Annotated in this window: 21 protein-coding genes; 9 read left to right on the top strand and 12 right to left on the bottom strand. The window is 30.7% G+C overall.

Features of this window, described 5'->3' with window-relative positions; genetic code table 11:
- Positions 1-49 precede the first annotated feature (49 nt).
- The 4 genes from ACTTBN_RS00375 to ACTTBN_RS00360 are packed head-to-tail and all read right to left on the bottom strand — an operon-like array spanning position 50 to position 5,267.
- A complete protein-coding gene (locus tag ACTTBN_RS00375; RefSeq protein ID WP_440680475.1) occupies positions 50-961 on the bottom strand; it encodes a bifunctional enoyl-CoA hydratase/phosphate acetyltransferase in 912 nt (303 codons plus the stop codon).
- Between the two features lie 4 nt (positions 962-965).
- Positions 966-2,021 (bottom strand): ABC transporter ATP-binding protein, encoded by a 1,056-nt coding sequence (locus ACTTBN_RS00370; RefSeq protein ID WP_440680474.1) that lies wholly within the window; start codon positions 2,019-2,021, stop codon positions 966-968.
- 3 nt (positions 2,022-2,024) lie between these two features.
- Entirely contained in the window at positions 2,025-4,217 is a 2,193-nt protein-coding gene (locus tag ACTTBN_RS00365) for an ABC transporter permease (protein ID WP_440680473.1), read from the bottom strand.
- A gap of 12 nt (positions 4,218-4,229) precedes the next feature.
- Positions 4,230-5,267 carry an ABC transporter substrate-binding protein gene (locus tag ACTTBN_RS00360; protein ID WP_440680472.1) on the bottom strand — a complete coding sequence of 346 codons (1,038 nt, stop codon included), beginning with the start codon at positions 5,265-5,267 and terminating at the stop codon, positions 4,230-4,232.
- A 146-nt stretch (positions 5,268-5,413) separates the two neighbouring features.
- On the opposite strand from ACTTBN_RS00360, the gene ACTTBN_RS00355 reads away from it, so the two are divergent.
- Positions 5,414-6,262 carry a bile acid:sodium symporter family protein gene (locus tag ACTTBN_RS00355; RefSeq protein ID WP_440680471.1) on the top strand — a complete coding sequence of 283 codons (849 nt, stop codon included), beginning with the start codon at positions 5,414-5,416 and terminating at the stop codon, positions 6,260-6,262.
- Here the strand turns inward: ACTTBN_RS00355 and ACTTBN_RS00350 are convergent.
- Positions 6,255-7,211, bottom strand: a complete 957-nt coding sequence (locus ACTTBN_RS00350; RefSeq protein ID WP_440680470.1) for a MarR family transcriptional regulator — start codon at positions 7,209-7,211, stop codon at positions 6,255-6,257. The two genes, ACTTBN_RS00355 and ACTTBN_RS00350, sit on opposite strands and share 8 nt — an antisense overlap.
- Before the next feature lie 115 nt (positions 7,212-7,326).
- Here ACTTBN_RS00350 and ACTTBN_RS00345 point away from each other — a divergent pair, with 115 nt between their 5' ends.
- On the top strand, positions 7,327-7,524 hold the full coding sequence (locus tag ACTTBN_RS00345; protein ID WP_440680469.1) for a hypothetical protein: 198 nt from the start codon (positions 7,327-7,329) through the stop codon (positions 7,522-7,524).
- On the opposite strand, the gene ACTTBN_RS00340 is transcribed toward ACTTBN_RS00345, so the two are convergent.
- The 4 genes from ACTTBN_RS00340 to ACTTBN_RS00325 form a co-directional block, all read right to left on the bottom strand.
- Positions 7,513-8,517, bottom strand: a complete 1,005-nt coding sequence (locus ACTTBN_RS00340) for an Ldh family oxidoreductase (RefSeq protein WP_440680468.1) — start codon at positions 8,515-8,517, stop codon at positions 7,513-7,515. The two genes, ACTTBN_RS00345 and ACTTBN_RS00340, sit on opposite strands and share 12 nt — an antisense overlap.
- A complete protein-coding gene (locus ACTTBN_RS00335) occupies positions 8,518-10,443 on the bottom strand; it encodes an ABC transporter permease (protein WP_440680467.1) in 1,926 nt (641 codons plus the stop codon).
- Positions 10,443-11,240 carry an ABC transporter ATP-binding protein gene (locus ACTTBN_RS00330; protein ID WP_440656848.1) on the bottom strand — a complete coding sequence of 266 codons (798 nt, stop codon included), beginning with the start codon at positions 11,238-11,240 and terminating at the stop codon, positions 10,443-10,445. The genes ACTTBN_RS00335 and ACTTBN_RS00330 overlap by 1 nt, the downstream gene beginning before the upstream one ends.
- A gap of 87 nt (positions 11,241-11,327) precedes the next feature.
- Positions 11,328-12,269 (bottom strand): ABC transporter substrate-binding protein, encoded by a 942-nt coding sequence (locus ACTTBN_RS00325; protein ID WP_440680466.1) that lies wholly within the window; start codon positions 12,267-12,269, stop codon positions 11,328-11,330.
- Between the two features lie 203 nt (positions 12,270-12,472).
- On the opposite strand from ACTTBN_RS00325, the gene ACTTBN_RS00320 reads away from it, so the two are divergent.
- Positions 12,473-13,819 carry an aspartate aminotransferase family protein gene (locus tag ACTTBN_RS00320; RefSeq protein ID WP_440680465.1) on the top strand — a complete coding sequence of 449 codons (1,347 nt, stop codon included), beginning with the start codon at positions 12,473-12,475 and terminating at the stop codon, positions 13,817-13,819.
- Between the two features lie 30 nt (positions 13,820-13,849).
- Positions 13,850-14,968: an alanine dehydrogenase gene (gene ald, locus ACTTBN_RS00315; RefSeq protein ID WP_440680464.1), complete on the top strand. Its 1,119-nt coding sequence runs from the start codon at positions 13,850-13,852 to the stop codon at positions 14,966-14,968.
- Positions 14,969-15,001: 33 nt separating this feature from the next.
- Here ald and ACTTBN_RS00310 read toward each other — a convergent pair whose 3' ends face one another.
- Positions 15,002-16,168, bottom strand: a complete 1,167-nt coding sequence (locus tag ACTTBN_RS00310) for a mandelate racemase/muconate lactonizing enzyme family protein (RefSeq protein WP_440680463.1) — start codon at positions 16,166-16,168, stop codon at positions 15,002-15,004.
- Between the two features lie 126 nt (positions 16,169-16,294).
- On the opposite strand from ACTTBN_RS00310, the gene ACTTBN_RS00305 reads away from it, so the two are divergent.
- Genes ACTTBN_RS00305 through ACTTBN_RS00295 form a run of 3 tightly spaced genes read left to right on the top strand, consistent with a single transcriptional unit; the run spans position 16,295 to position 19,212 of the window.
- The gene (locus ACTTBN_RS00305) at positions 16,295-17,245 is read left to right on the top strand and encodes a tripartite tricarboxylate transporter substrate binding protein (protein ID WP_440680462.1); all 951 of its coding nucleotides are present in this window, start codon (positions 16,295-16,297) and stop codon (positions 17,243-17,245) included.
- 12 nt (positions 17,246-17,257) lie between these two features.
- Positions 17,258-18,757 (top strand): tripartite tricarboxylate transporter permease, encoded by a 1,500-nt coding sequence (locus tag ACTTBN_RS00300; RefSeq protein WP_440680461.1) that lies wholly within the window; start codon positions 17,258-17,260, stop codon positions 18,755-18,757.
- A complete protein-coding gene (locus tag ACTTBN_RS00295; protein ID WP_440680460.1) occupies positions 18,754-19,212 on the top strand; it encodes a tripartite tricarboxylate transporter TctB family protein in 459 nt (152 codons plus the stop codon). Before ACTTBN_RS00300 ends, ACTTBN_RS00295 begins: the two co-directional genes overlap by 4 nt.
- Before the next feature lie 9 nt (positions 19,213-19,221).
- Here the strand turns inward: ACTTBN_RS00295 and ACTTBN_RS00290 are convergent, their stop codons facing one another.
- Together ACTTBN_RS00290 and ACTTBN_RS00285 are read right to left on the bottom strand one after the other, a co-directional pair.
- Positions 19,222-20,517 carry a DEAD/DEAH box helicase gene (locus ACTTBN_RS00290; RefSeq protein WP_440680459.1) on the bottom strand — a complete coding sequence of 432 codons (1,296 nt, stop codon included), beginning with the start codon at positions 20,515-20,517 and terminating at the stop codon, positions 19,222-19,224.
- Between the two features lie 84 nt (positions 20,518-20,601).
- Entirely contained in the window at positions 20,602-21,087 is a 486-nt protein-coding gene (locus ACTTBN_RS00285; RefSeq protein WP_440680458.1) for a YajQ family cyclic di-GMP-binding protein, read from the bottom strand.
- Between the two features lie 140 nt (positions 21,088-21,227).
- Here ACTTBN_RS00285 and ACTTBN_RS00280 point away from each other — a divergent pair, with 140 nt between their 5' ends.
- The gene (locus ACTTBN_RS00280) at positions 21,228-21,545 is read left to right on the top strand and encodes a hypothetical protein (RefSeq protein ID WP_440680457.1); all 318 of its coding nucleotides are present in this window, start codon (positions 21,228-21,230) and stop codon (positions 21,543-21,545) included.
- Between the two features lie 5 nt (positions 21,546-21,550).
- The gene (locus tag ACTTBN_RS00275) at positions 21,551-21,808 is read left to right on the top strand and encodes a hypothetical protein (protein WP_440680456.1); all 258 of its coding nucleotides are present in this window, start codon (positions 21,551-21,553) and stop codon (positions 21,806-21,808) included.
- Positions 21,809-21,812 lie beyond the last annotated feature (4 nt).

Genomic DNA, 21,812 nt, shown 5'->3' with positions numbered 1-21,812 from the left:
AAAATTTTAAGTTTTTTAAGTTAATTTTTTATAAAATTCAATTAATCATTTAGTCCAAAGCTACTACTGCCGCAGCTATAGATGCTAATCTTGCTTGCGCTTCATCAGATCTACTTGTTATTACAACTGGAACTTTTCCTCCTACTACAACTCCTGCAGCACATGAACCCATAAAATAAATCATCATTTTAACAAGAGCATTTCCAGTTTCAACGCTTGGAACCAATAATACATCTGCTTCTCCAGCAACTAAATTTTTAATACCTTTAATACCAGCAGATTTTTTTGAAATACTATTATCAAATGCCAAAGGTCCAAATACATCTGCGTTTAAATTTTCTTCTTTAGCAAGTTTTGATATTTCAGCAGCTTCAATTGAACTTGGTACACTTTCTAAAACTTCTTCTGTTGCAGACAATACAGATACCTTTGGTCTTTCAATTCCAATACGATTTGAAAAATTTATTACATTTTTTAAAATATGCATTTTGGTTTTAACATTTGGTAAAACATTTAAAGCACCATCAGTTATTATTAATGGCTTATCATCTTTTCCAATAGTCATATGCCAGATATGACTTAATCTAGTTTTGCCTAATAAATTGTATTCTCGTTTTAATACTTCTTTCATAAGTACATCGGTATGAATATGTCCTTTAACAATTATTTTAACTTTACCCTCACTTGCAAGTTTAGCTGCAATTTTTGCTGTATTGTTTTCAACTGGCTCATGAATAAGTTCGTATTTTGATATATCCCAACCAAGATCTTCAGCACATTTTTGTATTTCAACTTCATGACCAATAAAAACTGGTTCAATTAAATTTTCATTTACAGCATCTTGAACAGATAACATGGGTAAGGGTTTACCAGCATTTACAACTGCAACTCTTACTCCTTTTTTACTATGAGCTATATCTAATAGTTTATTTGGACAGATAATTTCTTTATTTGAAAGCATAATATTAGTCGTTAAGAATTTTTACTTCTTGCTCATTTATACTCAAGAAAACTTCTTCTCCAACTTTAAAAATGTCATTTGTATCACCAGATACAACATACAATTTACCAACTTTAGAATTTAAAATATATTGATAACTACTGCCCACAAAAGATGCATTATTTACAGTCGCATGAATACAGTTATCACCTTTATTTCTATCAATTGATATTTTTTCTGGTCTTAATGCAACAGAAATATCTCCATCTAACTCGTTGTTACTTTGAATTTTGATATTCATTTCAGCTATTTTGATATCAAATGAATTTGAATTTTTATTTATTACCTCAGCTTTCACAACATTTGCATCACCAATAAAGTTTGCAACAAATTTGTTTCTAGGAAAATTATAAAGATCTTTTGGACTACCTTCTTGAGCAATTACTGCATTGTTCATTACAATTACTTTGTCTGAAATAGCCAAAGCTTCTTCTTGATCATGTGTTACGTAAATAGTTGTTACCCCCAACTTTTGTTGGATTTCCCTAATATCTTCTCTCACCTGTCTTCTTAATTTTGCATCCAAGTTTGAAAGAGGCTCATCAAATAGAAGTACTTTTGGCTCCAACACAATCGCTCTTGCAACAGCAACTCTTTGTTGTTGTCCTCCAGATAATTCTGAAGGCATTCTATTTTCATATCCCTCAAGATTTACTAGTTTTAATGTTTCTAATGATTTTTGAACGTATTCCTCTTTATTTACATTGATCATTTTTAAGCCATAAGAAACATTTTCCAATACACTCATGTGTGGAAATAAAGCGTAAGATTGAAATACCATAGATACATCTCTATCTGTTGCAGGTAGTAATGTTACGTCCTCATCATCAACTAAAATTTTTCCACTTGTAGCTCTTTCAAGACCTGCAATAATCCTCAGTGAAGTTGTTTTTCCACATCCAGAAGGACCAAGTAAGGTTGTTAAAGTTCCAGCTTCAAATTTACAACTAACATTATCAACAGCTGTAGTTTCGTTAAATTTCTTTGTAATATTTTCAAACTTTACTTCAGCTTTTTTCATTATCTAAATTCCCTGTAAAATTGATGAGTTTTGATCTCTTCTTCCTAGTTTACGTTTTCCTATTATTAATTGCATTAACATAATTGTAAACAACATTACTACAATTAAAGCAGATGAATATACTATCGCTAAACCATAGTCATTATTTTCTAATCTTCCTAAAATATAAGATACTGCTAGGTCGTAATTTGCACTGACCAAGAATATAACAGCACTAATTGCTGTCATTGCTCTTACAAAACTAAATACTAATGAAGCAGTAATTGCTGGTTTAAGCAATGGAAGAATTATATTTCTAAAAGTTTGAGCACTTGATGCATTTAAAGTTGAAGAAGCTTCATCTAAATGAGGATCGAGTTGATTCATGGCAGCTATTCCAGCTCTGACCCCAACTGGCATATTTCTAAATACAAATGCAATTACTAAAATTATTCCTGTACCTGTTAGCTCTAAAGGTGGAACGTTAAAAGCAAAAACATAACTAACACCAATAACACTACCAGGTATTGCAAAACTTAACATGGTACCAAATTCGAAAGCATTTTTACCTTTAAATCTATGTCTTGTTAAAAGATACGCAGTTAAAATTCCTATTGCAGCAGTTGGTAAAGATGAAATCAAAGCAATTGTAAATGTTGTATTAAATGAGTTCCATGCAGTTCCTGTCCACAAGAAGCCTCTGTCTTCTACCCATTCAACACTAAAGGCTTCAATATAATGTTTTAAAGTAAAGCTATGATCAATGCCCCACATCTCCACAAATCCACCAAACATAATCATGACGTAGATAATAAAAGTTAGTAAAGCCCATGGAAGTACTGTTGAATAAATGACCCATTTTGTTTTATTTGGTAGCTCAGGATGAACACCGCTATCTCCTTTACCTGAAATTGAAATATAAGATTTTTTTCCTAACCACTGATTTTGAAGATAAAAAACAACTAAAACAACAGACAATAAAATCATTGCAAGTATTGCTGCTTTAGTTTCATCATATTGTGCACCTACAATTGCAAAAAATATTTCAGTAGACAAAACATCATATTCAGCTCCAAGCACTAATGGGTTTCCAAAGTCTGCTAAACTTTCAATAAACCCAAGTAAAAATGCGTTTGCAATTCCTGGTCTCATTAAAGGTAATGTAACAGTTTTAAAGACTTGCCATTTAGAAGCCCTTAATGTTTGTGATGCCTCTTCCATTGATGGACTGACACTTTCAACAACTCCAATTAAAACTAAAAATGCAATAGGTGTGAAAGCAAGAGTTTGTGCAAACCAAATCCCTGGCAAACCATAAATCCATCTTGAAGGTTCGATATCAAATCCCCATTCAAGAAATGAACTTACAACACCGGTTCTTCCAAATAAAATTATGATAGCTAAACCAATTACAAATGGAGGAGTAATAATTGGTAAAACAGATAATATTCTTACTGTTTTTTTAAATTTAAAACTGGTTCTTGCTATTAAAAGTGCAAAACCTAAACCTAAAATTGTCGATGAAAAAGCTGTAAGGGTACCCATGGTAATAGTGTTCCAAAAAACACCACAAGCATAATCACTGTATAAACAATCTAATCCCCATATCCCTTTGTTAAAAATCTTTTCTGAAAAATTACTTATTTCGTAACCACCTTCAGTTCCCTTAAAGGCCACACCAAACATTCTAAATATTGGAAAAAATACAAAAGTAGATACTAAAATAATTATACTTCCAATACTTCCTACAATAAAATTATCTCCATTTAACCAACCACGAGAAGCAAGACCATGAGTAATATAAAAAATAAAAGCACAACATGTTAATACTGCACCTGAACCCATTCCATATTGATTTTCTACATCTCCAAAAATTGATTGGAATATTTCATAATTCCATCCTCTGATCCCAACTGAGAACCCTTGTAAGAAAAAATAAAAAAAACCAAATAAACCTGAGTACAAAAATATTTTTGAATACAGAGGATTGGTTTGATTTAATTTAACTGTGGTTAAAGGTAGAAATAATGGAAAGATTAATGGGAATAACCAATATTTTTTATTTATAAAAACTTGAGGTAGGGCAGAGCCGTAATCTTCTAAAGAATACTCTAAAATCCAATTGATTGAGAAAAACCCGTCACCTGTTACATACCATGGGAAGATAAAAAAACCTACTCCACCTATAAGTATCCAACAAATGACGAGCCCTCTCATTAATTCCTTAAATTATCTAGGAATTACAGATACGTCTTTATCCCACTTAGATAACAGACTCGCTCTTGTTGATTTGTCTCCATAAACTTTAAAATTGTAATCAATCAAGTTTATAGTTGATAAATCTGGAGCATCAGGATCAGCTTTTGCTTTAGTATTAGATGGTACTTGCAAAGATTTTCCTGAAGTGAACACCATAGTTTGTATTGCAGGACTTAATGCCCAGTCATAAAACTTTTTAGCTTCCTTCATATTTCTTGCACCAGCAATAATACTCATTGATCCAACTTCATAACCAGTTCCTTCTTCAGGAGAAACAGTTACTACAGGTAAACCTTTCTTAGTTTGTTTCACACCATCGTGTTGGAAACAAATACCAATTAAGTTTTCACCTCTTCCAGTTGCTTTAATTGGAGCAGAACCTGATTTAGTGTAAGTATTTATATTTGCATGAAGTTTCTTCATGTAATCCCAACCCTTATCTTCTCCAAAAATTTGAAGAATTGTAGCTAAGGTTGTGTAAGCAGTTCCAGATGAATTTGGATTTGCTACTTGGATTTCACCTTTGTAGATTGGTTTTGTTAAATCCATCCATGATTTAGGAGCTGGAAGACCTTTTTTTGCTAAAAGATCTTTGTTGTATCCAAAACCTAATGCACCAACATAAATTCCTACAGATTTATAGTTAGCATTTTTTGCTTGGTTTTGAGCTGCTGGTAATAAATCATCAAAGTGTTTTGATTTATATTCTTCAGTTAAATTTTCCTGAGCAGCTGTTAAGTGTGGATCACCTGTTCCACCAAACCAAACATCTCCTTTTGGATTAGAGGCCTCTGCTTTAATTTTAGCAAAAGTTTCTCCACTACTTGCTCTTGTCATAGCAACTTTTGTGCCTGTTTCTTTTTCATATGCTTGTTCAAGCATTTCACAAACATCAATTTCAACGCTGCAATATAAAGTTAATTTTGCAGCAGAAGCTTTGTTTGTTAACCCAAACATTGTTAATGAAAAAAGAAGGACGATAGAAGCTATCTTAATTAGATTTTTCATAATTTCCTCTTTAAGTTAGTTTTTATGAAATAAATAATAATTAGAAATAAATGTCACTAGTTATATTGACCAATTCACCTTCAGGTTTAATTTTTATTTTAGTTATTAAATTTGTAAGAATGGTATAAGTTTAAACAATCGTTCATATGGAAATAGTTACAAAAATTGCGCCATTAGCTTTAGCTTTAATTATGTTAGGCCTTGGACTTGGTTTATCTGTAAAAGATTTTACGAGAGTAATTAGAAATCCTAAAGATTTTTTAATTGGAATAACTTGCCAATTAATACTCTTACCAATTGTAGCATACATATTAGTTTTAATTTTAAGATTACCAATTGAAATAGCTTTAGGTTTAATGATTATAGCTGCTGCACCAGGAGGTGTTACATCAAATGTTCTTACTAAGTTTGCAGATGGAGATGTAGCTTTATCAATTTCTTTAACAGCTGTTGGAAGTTTAATTAGTATTATTTCAGTTCCATTTATAGTTTTTACCTCAGCTGGAATGCTAGGGGTTACTGAAATGTCTACAGATATTACTATGACCGGGATTGCATTAAAAATGGCTTTAGTTATAACTGTTCCAGTAATTATAGGAATGGTCATAAGAGGATTTGCAGAAAATTTTATCTCTTCAAATATTAATATCGTCAATAGAACTACTAGTTTATTGTTTGTTATTGTATTTGCAGCGATATGGATTGAAGAAAGAGAAAATATTTTTAATTATTTAGCTCAAGCAGGAATAGCAGTTTTAATCTTAAATATAGTGATGATGATTTTAGCTTTTTATATTGCGAAAGCTTTTGCAACTGGAATTGCTCAAAGAAAATGTATTTCGTTAGAGTGTGGTCTTCAAAATGGAACTTTAGCAGTATTTGTAGCAACCCAAATTTTTAATGACGTTGCTTACATGATACCAACAGCTGCTTATGCTTTAGTGATGTATATTACAGGATTTATTTTTATATATATTTTAAGAAGATCTAATTAATAGAAGCTTTATTTAAGATTTTATAAATTAGTACTGAGACATCTTTAACCGTTCGTTCTTGCATTTTCTGGGTATTTGAAAAAACTTTTTTTTCAATATTCAGTGAAATTAATTTTTTTTGATCAATCTTAGCATATCCTTGTTTAATCAAACTATTTACTTTCCTAACAACTGTTGGTCTTGGGATACCAGTTATGTCTGATATTGACATAGAATTTAAACCAACTTTATCTGCGTGAGAAATTCTATTTCTCCATTTTTCAATATCTATATCCTGAATAATTAAATCTTTATTTGATGATGCATTAGAAATTATAAGTAAAGCTATACTTAATGTTTCTAAATCGCCTAATATTTTTCTCCATCTGAAATAGTAAGAAAAAATAAATTTATAAAATTCGTACCAACAAAATGAGAAATTTTTCTTAATTGTGTCTGATATTTCTTCAGAAGAAAAAAAGTTTGGAATTTTATTTTCTTGTTTTAAAATTTTTGAGGAAATTGATACTAAATACGATATATTTTTTAATGCACTTTCTGGCCGTACTGTTTCATAAGCAGTTCTATCAATAAAAATTTTTTTTCTTGATCTTTTAAGCACTCCTAGTTTTTCTAATATAATAATTTTTCTTCTTACACTTTCTTTGGGTATTTCAAGAGCCTCTGATATTTCAATAATTTTAATTTCCTCAATTTCTAAAGTTTTGTCCTGATAAAATGTATTGTAATCAACCTGAATTCCATTTTTTCTATAAAATTTAAAATCATTATTAACCAAATAGATCAAGATCATGTACATTTCTATGTCTTTGAAATTTGAATAAGCGTTGATTATCCATTCAGATACAAATTTATAAAAAGCAGGAACAAAATTATTAAATTTTTTATTGATTGCTGATGTCACTTTTTTTTCATCTAGTGCGTCAGATATGCTTGGTAGTATGCTCATAATTTAAAAAAACCCAATATGGACAATACATAAATCAGAGTCAACCCATTTTGGACATTCCTAATATGTAATAATGTAAATACTAATGATTAGATAATTTTATATTAAAAAAATTATGAGTACAGAAAGCTTAAACAGAACATTTGCTAAAATCGATAACCCCTCTGATTTATCTGAAACTGTTAAGACAGTTGATGTAAATGTTCTAAAGCAAAGACTTATTAGTGAAAAAAAGAAAGAGAAGGTAAAAAGAACAATTATCCTATCTTCTGTTGTTGCTTCTTTAGGTGTTATTAGTTTTTTAACTTATTAAAATTTCTAAATCTTTTTTGATTAAATCTGGAATGTTTATTTCTTTTTTAAGATTTTGTTTGTAACGATTAAATTTATTTTGTCCTGGATACATTATTTCTTTAACACCTTTAATTTTAGGAAGTTTTTTAATTGTTTTAATATTGTCTTTAATTCTTTGATTATAATTTTTTTGAAATAAGTTTGCTTTAAACGTTATAAACAAATGACCTATATTTTGTGGTCCTGAAAAGTCATCAAAAGGATCTTTAACTTGACCTGCGTGATTTCCTCCTGTTAATACTCCACTTAAAATATCAACCATCCAAGCAAGTCCCGAACCTCTAAAACCAGCAATAGGTAATTGAACTCCTGCTAATGCTTTTTTTGCATCAGTAGTCGGTTTTCCAAATTTATCTAAGGCCACACCAGCTGGAATTGTTTGATTGTTTCTTGCTGCAACTCTAATTTTACCTCTGTTTATCATTGAGATTGAGGTATCTAAAATAAAAGGAATTTTAGAACCAGTAGGGGTGCCAAAACAAATTGGATTAGTTCCAAATAAAGTTTTTAATGCACCATGAGGAGCAACTGCTGGAGGAGCATTTGTATAAATCATTGTTATTAAATTTTTCTTAACTGCTTGTTCTGCGTAATAACCTGATAAACCATAGTGACCACTATTTTTAACTGCCACCATTCCTATCCCAGTTTTTTGTGCATGTTTAATTGCAGTTTTTATTCCAAGATCAGCAGCAACAAATCCAATACTATTATTTGCATCAATATGAGAAATAGAAGATGAAATTTTCTTAACTTTTATTCTTGGTTTTGGATTAATTAATTTTTTAGAAATTCGATCACAGTACATTTTAAGTCTTGATAAACCATGACCATAAGCTCCAACTAACTCTGCATTTATTAAAGCATTAGCAGAAATTAAAGCATGTTCTTTACTTAAACCAAATTTTTGAAAAATTTTAATTACTTGATTTTTTAACAAAGGAGTTTTCATTTATCCTTTTCCACGCCATGGAATAGTTTTATCAATTATCTTTCTTAAAGTTACATCGAACAATAAACCAAGAAGACCCATAATAAATATCGTTATCCAAATAACTTCGTATTGGAAGTATTTTTTAGCAACATTTTCAACGAAACCAATACCAGTTGTTCCAGCTAAAAATTCTGCTGCAACCAATGTTCCCCAGCACATACCAACCGCAACTCTTATTCCTGTTAGAATTTCTGGAAGAGAATTTGGGAAAATTACATATCTTAAGATTTGTTTTTTTGTAGCTCCTAATGAGTGAGCAGCATGAATTTTTGATAATTGAGTTCCTGATGCTCCAGCTCTTGCTGAAATAATCATAATAGACAAAGATACCATAAATAATAAAAATATTTTTCCAGAGTTATCAATTCCAAGTACAGAAATAATTAATGGAGCCCAAGCAAGTGGGGGAACTGGTCTATAAAGTTCAATTAATGGATCAAAGAAACCTTTTGCAAATCTATTAAGACCCATAAATAATCCTAATGGAACACCAATAATAATTCCGAACACTAATCCTAAAAATACCCGCATAAAAGAGTCCCAGATATGCCCATATGGAACAGGAACTTTGAATAATTTAAAGTCACCAGTAACAACTTTTAAAACATTGCTTTTAAAGTTCTCTTTAACTATTCCATCTTTTGTATGAACTGGATACTCACCAGGTAAGATATCAGCTATCCAATCTGGTAAAACGAAGCCAATCATTTTACTTACATCAACCATTTCAATCCATAAAAGAGGAACATTTTTGTATCCAACACTTGGTTTGGACATCAAGACAAACTTATTAAATGTATCAGATGGTTTTGGTAACCATCTACCAGAACCTTGTTCTGAACAAGTAGGTCCACTAGCTACAATTGTTCCAGCAGGAAATAAAAGTATATCGATTAATCTTAATCCAGCTTGTTCTTTATTTTGTAACTCATCAAACTCAATAATTGCTGCTTGCATTTCATTTAATGCATTAGGAGGGTAGATACTTGCAAATTCTATTCTTCTTGCAATTTTAACTATATTTTTTGCATAATCAGATGCAATCTCCTCACTATCATCTAAACCTTTTCTGTAAGCTTTAATGTCATCTTTAAGTTGTTTAATTGAGCTTTTGAAAGGTGGATTATGATTTTTTAATTTAAAAAACTTGTCGTCAATTTTTTTTAATTCTGCTGCAGCTGCATGAAATTTTAAACCTTTATTTGTTTGAGGTGCAGTTGGTATTTCAATTGTATTTTCAATAGAACCACTTCCAGCGTCTATTGTAGTAATTCCCCAACCACCTTGTTCATCAATAAGTTTTTGCCTTTCAGTTTTTTGAGCATCTGTCTCAAAAGGATAATCTTTCTTTTGAAAGTTAGAACTAAGAAGTTTTATTTCCTCTGTTATTTCTTGGAGTTTAATTTTGGTATCCATTTCCATTAACTCTTCACTTGTTAAAAGTGGAATTAATTTGGAAGTTCTATCAATGTAGCTTACAAGAATTGTTTTTTGTTGATCATTCAGATCAGGAGATCCATTTATCTCATTTGCAATTTTTGTAAGATTTTTATTTTCAATTTTAATAATGGATGTACTTTTGAATTCTCTCTCTTCAATAGGGAATTGATATTTTAAACCTAATAACGACTCATTGATTTTAGCAACCTGACATAATTCATTTGCTGATTTTGGATAAAAACCTTTTGCAATATCCCATGAATAATAAAGCCATAGCATCAAGATTGCACTACTTCCAACAATTACCCAGTGCGTTCCACCTTTAGCTCTTTCTGGATTTCCAAAAACAGCATCTACTTTTTCAGTTCTGATTAATCTTCTTCCATAAAGAATACATCCAATAACTGAAACGATAATTAGTATTGTTACAAATTGGGTTAACATTAATTATCTTTCCCCATTATCTCTTCTTCCATATTCCAGATCATGGATAAAATTTCTTCTCTAGTAGATGAAAATTCTTTATTTTTTTTAATTTCTCTTAGATCTTGAGTAAGACCCATTTCAGCAAATGGAAGATTGTACTCTTTATGTATTCTTCCAGGTCTTGGTGCCATTACATATAATCTTTCACCAAGTAAAAGAGCTTCTTCAACAGAGTGAGTAATTAAAATAATAGTTTTTCCTGTTTCTTTCCAAATTTTTAAAACTAATGATTGCATCTTTTCTCTTGTTAATGCATCTAAAGCACCCAATGGTTCATCCATTAAAATTAAATCAGGATCATTGATCAAACATCTTGCAAGAGCAACTCTTTGCTGCATACCACCTGATAATTGATAAGTAGGCGTGTTACCAAATCCTTTTAAACCAACTATATCTAACCATTCTTCAACTTTTTTTGCTGTTACTTCTGGATCTTCTTTTTTCATACGAAGACCAAAGTTGACGTTTTCAGCAACTGTTAACCACTCAAATAAAGCACCTTGTTGAAATACCATTCCTCTTTCAACACCAGGCCCATCTATTTCATTATTATTTAAAGTAATTTTTCCTGAAGTAGGTCTTAAAAATCCTGCGGTAATATTTAATAAAGTTGTTTTTCCACACCCAGATGGGCCAAGAACAGTAAGTAGTTCTCCTTTTTTTAAAGTAAAACTAACATCTTTTAATGCATGAACTGTTTCTCCTTTTGGAGTTTTAAAAATCATGTTTAGATTTTGAGAAACAAGATCACTCATAGCGCCCTTATATTAGAAATTTTTTAAAAAAAATAGGCACTAATTTTTTAAATCAGTGCCTATTTAAAAAGTTTTAAACCTTTAAAATTACAAAGGTAAGAAACTTGTGTCTACGTTACCAGATGGAGTTCCCATTCCTTTTAAGAAACCATCTAAGTTTCCGCTCTCCATAGAAGCTTTAGTTTCTTCTGGAGTTAAGAATTTAAATCCACTTAAAGTTTCTTTCATATCAGCAACTTTCATTTCAGAAGCTTTTGCCATAGAATTCATATCAGATTTACCTGCTCTGTATCTATCGTTTGCTTCGTGAGTTACTTCTATGAAAGTTCTTAACATTCCTGGATTTTCTTTCATGAATTTATCTGTAACAGATGTGATATCTATACCTAAGATACCAGCAGCTCTTGCTTCATCTACAGTTAATAATCTTGAACCAACTGCAGTTGCTGCTTTAATAGAGTTACCACCAAATAAACATGCCATTACAACATCACCGCTTACTAATGCAGCAGCACCTTCTTCTGGGTCCATTTGAATGATATCCATTTTACCTCTGTCAGCACCAACAACTTTCATACTTTCATCAAAAACGTATTCAGCCATTGTTCCAAGCGGAACAGCAACTTTTTTACCTTCTAATTCAGTAGCGTTAGCTTTTGTAATTCCAGATGCATTTGAAGTTACACAAGTTGTTCCACCCATTCCGTATTCCATTGCGATATCAACTAATTTGATTGGCGCGTTAGATTTTACAGCGTTAATGAAAGGTACTAAACCTTGTGAGTAAGAAATATCAATATCTCCTGCTAACATTGCATCAGTCATAGCTCCACCGTTAGTGAAGTTTGTCCACTTAACTGGTACACCAAGAGCTTTTGCAAAATTTTTCTTCTGCATGTCCTCTAGATTTGGACTTGGCCATTCTAGAAAGTATGCAACTCTAACCTCATTAGCTGCAGAGTTTGCAACTGAAATTGAAAGGTTAAGAGCAAAAATAGATCCTAGAATAAAACTTAGTATTTTTTTCATTTATTCCCCTATGTTAATTTAATTAAATTATCTTTATTTAAATTCAATTTTGAGCACTTGTAAAACAAAAAAAATAATTCAATTAAAAGTTGTATACTTATGACGCATCATTTTGGGTGGTCAAAATATTTCTAGAAATCAAATTGATTTAGTCTAATAGTTGAGAATATTTATAACAGCTAATTAAAGAGAGAAAAAAATTTATGAGCTCAGAGACAAGAACTTCAGTTCCAAATTCATTAAATGAACATTGGATGCCGTTTACATCGAATAAAGACTTTAAAGCAAACCCAAGATTAATTACCGAAGCAAAAGGAGTTTATTTAAAAACTCACCATGGAAAAACACAAATTGATGCGAGCTCAGGATTATTTTGTAATCCATTAGGACATGGAAGAAGAGAAATTACAGAAGCAGTTACTAAACAATTAGAAACTTTAGATTACGCGCAACCATTCCAACAAGGTTTTGGTGGTTCATTTGAATTAGCTACAAAAATTTCAAAACACACTCCAGGTGATTTAAACAAAATGTTTTTTACTATTTGTGGATCGACTGCGGTTGAAACTGCAATTAAAATTGCAATTGCTTATCATAGAGCAAAAGGAAACGCTCATAGATTTAGATTTGTTGGACGTGAACGAGGTTATCACGGAATGAATATCGGATGTGTTTCAGTTGGTGGAATGATTAATAATGTTAAAACATTTGCAAGTATCTTGATGCCAGGTGTCCAACACATGAGACATACACATTTGCCAGAACACAAATTTGTTAGTGGTCAACCTGAAACAGGAGGAGATCTTGCAGATGATTTAGAGAGAATTGCAAGTAACTTTGGACCAGAAAATATTGCAGCTTGTATAGTAGAACCAATTGCTGGATCTACTGGAACTTTAGTTCCACCAAAAGGATATTTACAAAAACTAAGAGAGATTTGTGACAAGCATGGAATACTTTTAATTTTTGATGAAGTAATTACAGGTTGGGGCAGAACTGGTTCAGCTTTTGCAAGTCATGAATTTGGTGTTACTCCAGATTTAATGACTATGGCTAAAGCAACTACCAACGGCGTTGTTCCTATGGGTGTTGTTGCATGTAAAGATGAAATTTATGATGCTGTAATGGATGCTTCACCAATGGGATCTGTTGAGTTATTTCATGGTTACACTTATTCAGGAATTCCAGTTGCAGTAGCAGCAGGTTTAGCAGTTCAAGATATTTTTGAAAAAGAAGATATATTTAATAGAGCAAAAAATTTAGCACCTTATTTTCAAAAAGGATTATTTTCTCTTCAAGATTTAGAGTCTGTTGAGAATATAAGAGGTTATGGAATGATGGGTGGTATTGACATGAAAATGAATACTAAACCAGGTAAAGCAGGTTATGAATGTTTTAAAGCTTGTTATGAAGCAGGAGTAAACTTTAAAGCAACTGGTGACTGTCTAATTATTGCCCCTCAATTTATATGTGAAGAAAAACATATAGATGAGATTATTGATAAACTTAGAACAGGTATTACAAATTATCAAAAAAACCAAAAGAACTAATTAGTTTTTTAAAAGACATGGAGAGTGCTTATGAAGATAGGCGTACCTAAGGAGATAAAACCACAAGAAAATAGAATAGGTTTAACACCAGAGAGTGTTAAAACTTTAGTTTCTGAAGGTCACGAAGTTATTGTTGAAAACAACGGTGGTTTTGAAGCTGGATTTGAAAATGATCAATATACAAATGCAGGTGCAAAAATAGCAAGCACCGCATCTGATATTTTTAATGATGCGGATATAATTGTAAAAGTTAAAGAGCCTCAAAAAGTTGAGGTTGATATGATTAGAGAAAATCAAATTGTCTATACATATCTTCACTTAGCAGCTGCAAAGGAATTAACTGAAGGGTTAATTAAATCAAAGAGTGTTAATATAGCTTACGAAACAGTAACAGATGATAACGGAAGATTACCATTGTTAGCTCCAATGAGTGCTGTTGCTGGTAGAATGTCAGTACAAGCTGGAGCTCATTGTTTAGAAAAAAATCAAAAGGGAAGAGGACTTTTATTGGGAGGTGCTCCTGGAGTAGTCGGTGGAACTGTGGTTATTTTAGGTGGTGGTGTCGTAGGTGAAAATGCAGCAGTTATCGCAACAGGTATGCAAGCCAAAGTTCATATCGTTGATAAATCAGAAGCTAGATTAAAACAATTAGTTGAGATGTTTGGTGACAAAATTATTCCAGAGCAAAGTGATAAAATTGATCTTCCAAAATTAGTTTCTGAAGCAGACTTATTAGTTGGTGGAGTTTTAATTCCAGGTGCGGAGGCTCCTAAATTAGTTACTAAAGATATGATTAAAAGTATGAAAAGAGGTTCTGTTATTGTTGATGTTGCAATTGACCAAGGAGGATGTGTTGAGACAAGTAAACCAACTACTCATGGAGATCCTACATATATTGTAAATGATGTTGTTCATTATTGTGTAGCAAATATGCCAGGTGGAGTTCCAAGAACTTCAACTTTAGCTTTAAATAATGCAACGTTACCTTTTTTAGTTAAGCTCGCAAATAAAGGTTATCAAAAAGCTTTAAGTGAGGATAAAAATTTTTTAGCAGGGTTAAACGTTTATAAAGGTCATGTAACCTATAAAGCAGTAGCAGATGTCTTTGGTCATGAGTTTTTAGATCCTGTTAAGGCGTTAAATTCTTAAAACAAATTTTAGACAATTCTGAACTACTAATTTTTAATTAAATAGTTTTTTAAATAGATCTTTTAATTTAGCTTTATTTTCGTATCCCATTCCAATGAATTTTGGAAAGGTAACATAGCTATTTTCAACCAATGAATCATCTGGAAATCCTCCAAATGGTTGAAATAAACTTGGATAAATTTCATTTCCACCAAGATTCAGACCTGCTGCAATATTACAAGAAATTTGATGACCTCCATGAGGTACTACTCTTGTAGAGCTCCAATTATTTTCTTCCATCATTTTGAGTGTTCTTAAATATTCAACAAGACCATAACTTAAAGAACAGTCAAATTGCAACCAATCAATATCTTTTCTCATTCCGCCATATCGAATTAAATTTCTAGCATCTTGCATAGAAAATAAATTTTCACCTGTTGCAATTCCATTTTTATAAGCTTCTGACAATTTAGAATTAAGTTCGTAATCTAATGGGTCACCTGCTTCTTCATACCATTTCAAATTATAACCCTCTATTGCTTTTCCATATTCAATTGCTGTTTTAAGATCAAATCTTCCATTTGCATCAACACATAAATTTTTTCCATCACCAACAATTTTTAATACACTTTCAATTCTGTTTAGATCATCTTTTAATGATGCTCCTCCAATTTTCATTTTAACAGTTGAATATCCTAAATCTAAATAACTTTTCATCTCATCCTGAAGCATCTGAATATCTTTTCCTGGATAATAATAACCACCAGCAGCATAGACAAAAATTTTATTAGTAAAATTTCCATCACCATACTTTTTCGCTAAATGTTCATACAACGGCAGTCTTTCAATTTTCGAAACCACATCCCATACAGCCATATCAATAGTACCAACCGCTGTACTTCTTTCACCATGACCTCCAGGTTTTTCATTTTGCATTAAAACTTTCCAAATTTTTTCAGGACTAAAATTGGTACCCTCATCATTTAATAATTCTTTTTCTTCAGCTTCTTTAAGTCTTGGAATAAATCTTTTAGTTAGCAATTCACTTACAGCATATCTTCCATTTGAGTGAAATCCGTACCCAACAACATTTTCTCCATCAATTTTTACGTCTGTTTTGATAGCAACAACACTACAGTCCATTTTGGCAAAACTGATATATGCATTTTTGATTTCTGAGCTAATGGGAACAATTTTTTCTTGGATATCTATTATTTTCATTTTTATTTAATCAATTTATAAACATTTCTCAGTTTCTTATAAGCCAAATTTTAATCGCATTGACAATGGTTAAGGATTAATTAGTTTAAATATTCTTAAATTTTAATAATTAACATAAGGAAATAAATGAAATTAAATACATTTTTTAAAAAGTTCCTTGCTGTAATATCACTATTAGCTTTAACGTTTACTAGTGCTAATGCAGGAGTAACTAATATAATTCCATTTGGACCTGGCGGTGAATCTGATGTGACTGCTAGAATGCAACAACCATATTATAAAGATATTTATAATGATGACATTGTTGTTCAATACAAACCAGGTGGCGGTGGATCAGTAGGATGGTCTTCACTTAATTCTGAAAAAGGTGATGGTAGTGTTATAATGGGAGTAAACCTTCCTCATATTATTATGCAACCAATCGCAAAAGGGGACAAAGCTGGATATAAAACAGAGGATATTAATGTATTCTCTTTTTTCCATTATACTCCAGATGCAATCTTAGTAGAAGCGTCTAGCCCTTATAATAGTCTTGCAGAATTAATTGACTTTGCAAAAAAAAATCCAGGAAAACTAACGTTTAGTGGATCTGGAACTTATTCTGCAAACCACTTATTAACAATTTCTTTAAACCAAAAAGCAAATATCAAAACAACTTATGTTCCTTTCAAAGGTACAGGAGCTGCAGTTCAAGCACTACTTGGTAAACAAGTTGTAGCTGAAGCAGGTTACTCAACTGTTGCTGCTAAACAAGGATCTAAAGTTAGAATGTTGGCTGTTGCATCAGAAAGCAGACTTCCTGCATACCCTGATGTTCCGACATTTAAAGAGTTAGGTTTTGATATCGTTTCAGGTGCTTATAGAGGTTACGCGTTACCTAAGTCAGCTTCTGCAGCAACTGTTAAAGAATGGTCTGATAGAATTATGAAAATTAATTCAGATCCTAAATTCAAAAAACAGATGGAAGATGGTGCTTTCGTAGTTGTTAACATTGGTCATGATCAAATTGATGATTTTATGAAACAACAACAAGCAGCTAACGAAGCGATAGCTAAAGAACTTGGTTTAATAAAATAATTAAGTTTTTAGATGGCAAGTCTTTTTGCAGATTTTTTGTCATCACTGAGCCTAATTAATTTAGGTTTAGCATTTTCAGGAGTTCTGGCGGGGATCATTATTGGTGCCTTGCCAGGACTTTCGGCAACTATGGCGGTTGCCATTCTTGTTCCTTTCACATTTGCATTAGAACCTTCATCAGGACTTATTGTTCTTGGAGCAATATATACAGGTGCAATTTTTGGAGGATCATGGTCAGCAATTTTAATTAATACACCTGGCACACCTTCAGCTGTTGCAACTACATTTGATGGGTATCCTTTAGCAAAAAAAGGTGACGGAGATTTAGCAATGTCCATTAGTTGCATGTCTTCATTTGTAGGAGGAATAATTGGTGTGATATGCCTTGCTCTTTTTGCTCCTCCACTTGCAAGTGTTTCATTAATGTTTGGTCCAACAGAATATTTTTGGTTAGCTTTATTAGGATTAACGCTAATTTCTACATTATCAGAAGGAGATAATATCAAATCGTTGATTGGTGCTTGTATTGGTTTGTTAATGTCAATGATAGGTGTTGCAGTAGTTGGTGGTGACGTCAGAATGACATGGAATATAAGTTTTTTAAATAGTGGAATAGAGATTGTCAGTGCAATGATTGGTCTTTTTTGTATTCCTGTGATTTTAGATCTTACTAGCATGAAAGGTAAACATTTAGGAGAAAACGAAACTCCTAAAAGTCTTAGATTAAAAGAGTCTTTTTTAATTATGTTTGCAAAAAAATTTGAGGCAGTTCGAGGCGCATTAATTGGAACATTTGTTGGAATTTTGCCTGGAGCAGGTGGAAGTATTGCAAGTATAGTCTCTTACGGTGAAGCCAAAAGAACATCAAAGAATAAAGAAAATTTTGGTAAAGGTGAGCCTGAAGGATTGATTGCTTCTGAAACAGCGAACAATGCTACAGTTGGAGGAGGTTTTGTTCCAACTTTATGTCTTGGAATACCAGGAACCCCACCTGATGCAGTAATTTTAGGAGCATTATTAGTTCAGGGAATTAGAACTGGTGATACTCTGTTCACTCAACAATCTTCAATTGTTTACACATTTATTTTTGGATTGTTATTAGCAACAATAATGATGTTACCATTAGGATTATTGATGGGTCGTTATGCTTATAAGTCTTTATTAAAAGTTCCAAAGCAAGTTTTAATTCCAATAATTATTTTTTTAACAATTATTGGAAGTTATTCTATTCAAAACAATATTTTAAATGTTTATTTTATGTTTTTCTTTGGTTTAATTGGCTGGGTTTTAAACAGATCAGGTTTTAGAGCCTCACCAATTGTATTAGGTTTGGTTTTAGGTCAAATTGCAGAACAAGGTTTTGTTCAAGCGTATATCATAGGAAGCGCTCAAGGCAGTGTTGTAGCAAACTATTTTGCAAGACCAATATCTTTTGTTTTAGTTTTATTAATTATTATGAGTTTATTTTTTCCAGCTCTAAAAAAAATTTACAAAAAAAGATTTAGCAAATGATTAAAGATCTTACTTCTTTTATATCTGGAATTTGTTTAATTATTTTATCAGCTGTTTTGTTTCATGAGGCAAATCAGTTAAGCCCTTTTGCTTCTGTTTTTCCCTATGCAATAACTTCTGTACTATTATTATTATCAGTGCTTTTAATTTTCAGATCTTTTAAAATTGAAATTAAAGTTGAAAAGGAAAATGTAGATACTGTTAAAATTTTCTTACTAATTATTGTTTTTTTTGCATGGATTTATTTTTTAGAAAGAACAGGGTTTGTATTAACAAGTTTAATTGCTTTTAATTTATTAATATTGGTAAATTCAGGTTTAAACGCAGGTATTAAAAAAATAGCTTTATATATGATTTTTGGAAGTATCTTTGTTTTATTGTTATACTTTGGTTTCAAAAATTTATTGTTAGTTCCTTTGCCTGAAGGGTTATGGTTAAGAGATCTACAAAGTTAATAGATTATCTTACTTCCGTTTATTCTTTTTAAATTTAAAGTTTTTAGGCCTTTTTCTATTTTTAAATTTTCTTTTTTTATCTTTGTTTTCAAATTTTTTAAATTTCTTCTTTTTACTTAATTTATTATTCGAAAATTTATTCTTAAATTTCTTTTTAAATTTATTTTTTTTATTAAATTTCTTATTCTTTTGACCATTTGGCCTAGCTTCTTCTTTAACTTTAAAGTCAGGATCTATTAATTTTTGTATAGATCTCCACATACTTCTGTCATTGTTTGTTAAAAAAGTTAAAGCTGATCCATCTTTTCCAGCACGACCAGTTCTACCTATTCGGTGAATGTAATCTTCCGGAACTTGTGGAAGATCGTAATTGATTACGTGTTTAATAACCGGAATATCTAATCCTCTTGCTGCAACATCTGTTGCAATTAAAATCCTGCTATTGCCATTTCTAAATCCTCTAATAACTCTGTCTCTTTTACTTTGTCTAAGATTTCCATGAATGGCATCAGCTTTATGACCATCATATTTTAATCTTTTTACTATTTTATCAGCACCATGTTTTGTTTTAACAAAAACTAGAATAGATCCACTTCTTTCAACTAACTGGTTAATCAACTCATGATATTTTTTATCAGTTGTAATTTCAAAAGTTTCTTGTTTAATCTTTTCAATTGGAGTTGATAAAGACCCAACTGATATTCTTTCAGGATTGTTGAGATATTTTTGAGAAATCTTTAAAATATTTTCAGGTAAAGTTGCAGAAAATAATAATGTTTGATGATCTTTTGGAATAAATTTTAAAATCACCTCAATTTGTGGGGTAAATCCCATATCTAACATTCGATCTGTTTCATCTAGAACCAGGTAATTTACATTTGATAAGTTTAAACTTTTACGTTCAATGTGATCGTTAATTCTTCCAGGAGTTCCAACTATTATTCTTGCTCTTTTTTTTAATTGTCTAAGTTGTTTTTGCATACTCTCACCACCAATTAAAAGAGCATTACCAATTCCTATTTCTCTTATATTAAGTTTTAAAACAGTTTCCATTACCTGTGTTGCAAGTTCCCTTGTTGGACAAATTATTAATGCCATTGCTTGCTTATCTTTTAAAAGCTTATTCAACATTGGGATTGTGAATGCTAATGTTTTACCGGTACCGGTTTGAGCAGTTCCTAAAACATCTTTTCCTTCTAGGCTAATTGGTATTGATTGACTTTGAATAGGGGTTGGGGTTTTAAATTCAGCTAATTCAATCGATCTTTTTAATTTATTTTCAATATTTAGATCAGAGAAGTTCATTATGTCGGGATTGGTATAAATTTTAAGTAATTGAGTGTCTGCTTATATCTTTTTGTACCAAATACAATAAATAGTTTGAAAGGATTAATCTCTAAAGTTTACAAAATCTATTGGAAGCCCAATATCAATAGCTTTAATTGCTGCTATAGCCTCTTGAAGATCATCTCTTTTTTTACCATCAACTCTTAATTCATTTCCTTGGATTTTAACCTGAATTTTAAGTTTAAGTTTTTTAATGTCAGCTATAACTTTTTTTGCATTTTCTTGGCTAATTCCTTCTTTAAGTTCACTTATCTGTCTTATTGCACCACCTGAAGCACCTTCTGAACTTTTAACTTCTAAAACTCTTGGATCTACTTTTCTTCTTACTAAATGGGTTTGTAATAATTCATTGACTTGTTTTAATTTTAATTCATCAGGAGCATTAGTAGTAACTGATTTATCTTTTCTCTCTATAGTGATGTGTAGTCCTTTAAAATCGTATCGATTGCTAATTTCTCTTAAGCAATTTGCTAAAGCATTATCAAATTCTTGATAATTAATTTTACTGATTACATCAAATGAAGGCATAAATTACTTTTATTATATTTTACAAAATTAATCTATATTTTGGATTATCAAAGCTAATCCTATAATAACTTTAGCAAATATTTAATAATAATATTAAAATTTAATATTAATTTTTTGATTAAGAAAGTTATAGTATAACAGTGAATTTATATTCAAAATTGTTAAATTTAATCACAAGCAAAGATCCATTATTAAAAAAAATAAATGATGATAAAATAAAACTAGAAATTGTAATGATTATTTATGATTATAATATCAAGAATAAATTAATTAAATCTACAGATACATTTTTAGATCAAAATAAAATTAATGCATCAAGATCAAAGAAAATTTCAATCATACAAAATTTAGAAAAAGCAGGTATTATTATTAGACACAAAGATAAAAAAGACAATAGATCAAAAAATATTAAACTTAGTGAAAATATAAAACAAAAATTAAAAACGTATTTGGAATAAATTAAATGTCTAAAGAAAATATTAAAAATCTTATATACTATCTTGATAAACTAGAACTAAAAACTCTTAGAAATATCAAAAATTTATCAAGTTCAGATCAAAAAATTCTAAAAAAATTAATTTTAGTTAAGGAAAATTTAGAAAATTTAGAAAATTTAGAAAATTTTAAATTAATTATTAAAAAAATATCAAAAGAAATTGGATACTCTGAAAAATTATTAATGAATAAATATAATTATTTTAAAAAACTAAATTTAATTTAGTTAA

Origin of the sequence: Candidatus Pelagibacter sp. HIMB1623 (assembly GCF_052047695.1) — a bacterium.
Lineage (GTDB): Bacteria > Pseudomonadota > Alphaproteobacteria > Pelagibacterales > Pelagibacteraceae > Pelagibacter.
This window is presented reverse-complemented; position numbering and strand designations above follow the sequence as displayed.

Bases quoted from the DNA above. Each gene is read 5' to 3' on its own strand.
- ACTTBN_RS00375 (WP_440680475.1), bottom strand. From the start codon at position 961: ATGCTTTCAAATAAAGAAATTATCTGTCCAAATAAACTATTAGATATA.
- ACTTBN_RS00370 (WP_440680474.1), bottom strand. From the start codon at position 2,021: ATGAAAAAAGCTGAAGTAAAGTTTGAAAATATTACAAAGAAATTTAAC.
- ACTTBN_RS00365 (WP_440680473.1), bottom strand. From the start codon at position 4,217: ATGAGAGGGCTCGTCATTTGTTGGATACTTATAGGTGGAGTAGGTTTT.
- ACTTBN_RS00360 (WP_440680472.1), bottom strand. From the start codon at position 5,267: ATGAAAAATCTAATTAAGATAGCTTCTATCGTCCTTCTTTTTTCATTA.
- ACTTBN_RS00355 (WP_440680471.1), top strand. From the start codon at position 5,414: ATGGAAATAGTTACAAAAATTGCGCCATTAGCTTTAGCTTTAATTATG.
- ACTTBN_RS00350 (WP_440680470.1), bottom strand. From the start codon at position 7,211: ATGAGCATACTACCAAGCATATCTGACGCACTAGATGAAAAAAAAGTG.
- ACTTBN_RS00345 (WP_440680469.1), top strand. From the start codon at position 7,327: ATGAGTACAGAAAGCTTAAACAGAACATTTGCTAAAATCGATAACCCC.
- ACTTBN_RS00340 (WP_440680468.1), bottom strand. From the start codon at position 8,517: ATGAAAACTCCTTTGTTAAAAAATCAAGTAATTAAAATTTTTCAAAAA.
- ACTTBN_RS00335 (WP_440680467.1), bottom strand. From the start codon at position 10,443: ATGTTAACCCAATTTGTAACAATACTAATTATCGTTTCAGTTATTGGA.
- ACTTBN_RS00330 (WP_440656848.1), bottom strand. From the start codon at position 11,240: ATGAGTGATCTTGTTTCTCAAAATCTAAACATGATTTTTAAAACTCCA.
- ACTTBN_RS00325 (WP_440680466.1), bottom strand. From the start codon at position 12,269: ATGAAAAAAATACTAAGTTTTATTCTAGGATCTATTTTTGCTCTTAAC.
- ACTTBN_RS00320 (WP_440680465.1), top strand. From the start codon at position 12,473: ATGAGCTCAGAGACAAGAACTTCAGTTCCAAATTCATTAAATGAACAT.
- ald (WP_440680464.1), top strand. From the start codon at position 13,850: ATGAAGATAGGCGTACCTAAGGAGATAAAACCACAAGAAAATAGAATA.
- ACTTBN_RS00310 (WP_440680463.1), bottom strand. From the start codon at position 16,168: ATGAAAATAATAGATATCCAAGAAAAAATTGTTCCCATTAGCTCAGAA.
- ACTTBN_RS00305 (WP_440680462.1), top strand. From the start codon at position 16,295: ATGAAATTAAATACATTTTTTAAAAAGTTCCTTGCTGTAATATCACTA.
- ACTTBN_RS00300 (WP_440680461.1), top strand. From the start codon at position 17,258: ATGGCAAGTCTTTTTGCAGATTTTTTGTCATCACTGAGCCTAATTAAT.
- ACTTBN_RS00295 (WP_440680460.1), top strand. From the start codon at position 18,754: ATGATTAAAGATCTTACTTCTTTTATATCTGGAATTTGTTTAATTATT.
- ACTTBN_RS00290 (WP_440680459.1), bottom strand. From the start codon at position 20,517: ATGAACTTCTCTGATCTAAATATTGAAAATAAATTAAAAAGATCGATT.
- ACTTBN_RS00285 (WP_440680458.1), bottom strand. From the start codon at position 21,087: ATGCCTTCATTTGATGTAATCAGTAAAATTAATTATCAAGAATTTGAT.
- ACTTBN_RS00275 (WP_440680456.1), top strand. From the start codon at position 21,551: ATGTCTAAAGAAAATATTAAAAATCTTATATACTATCTTGATAAACTA.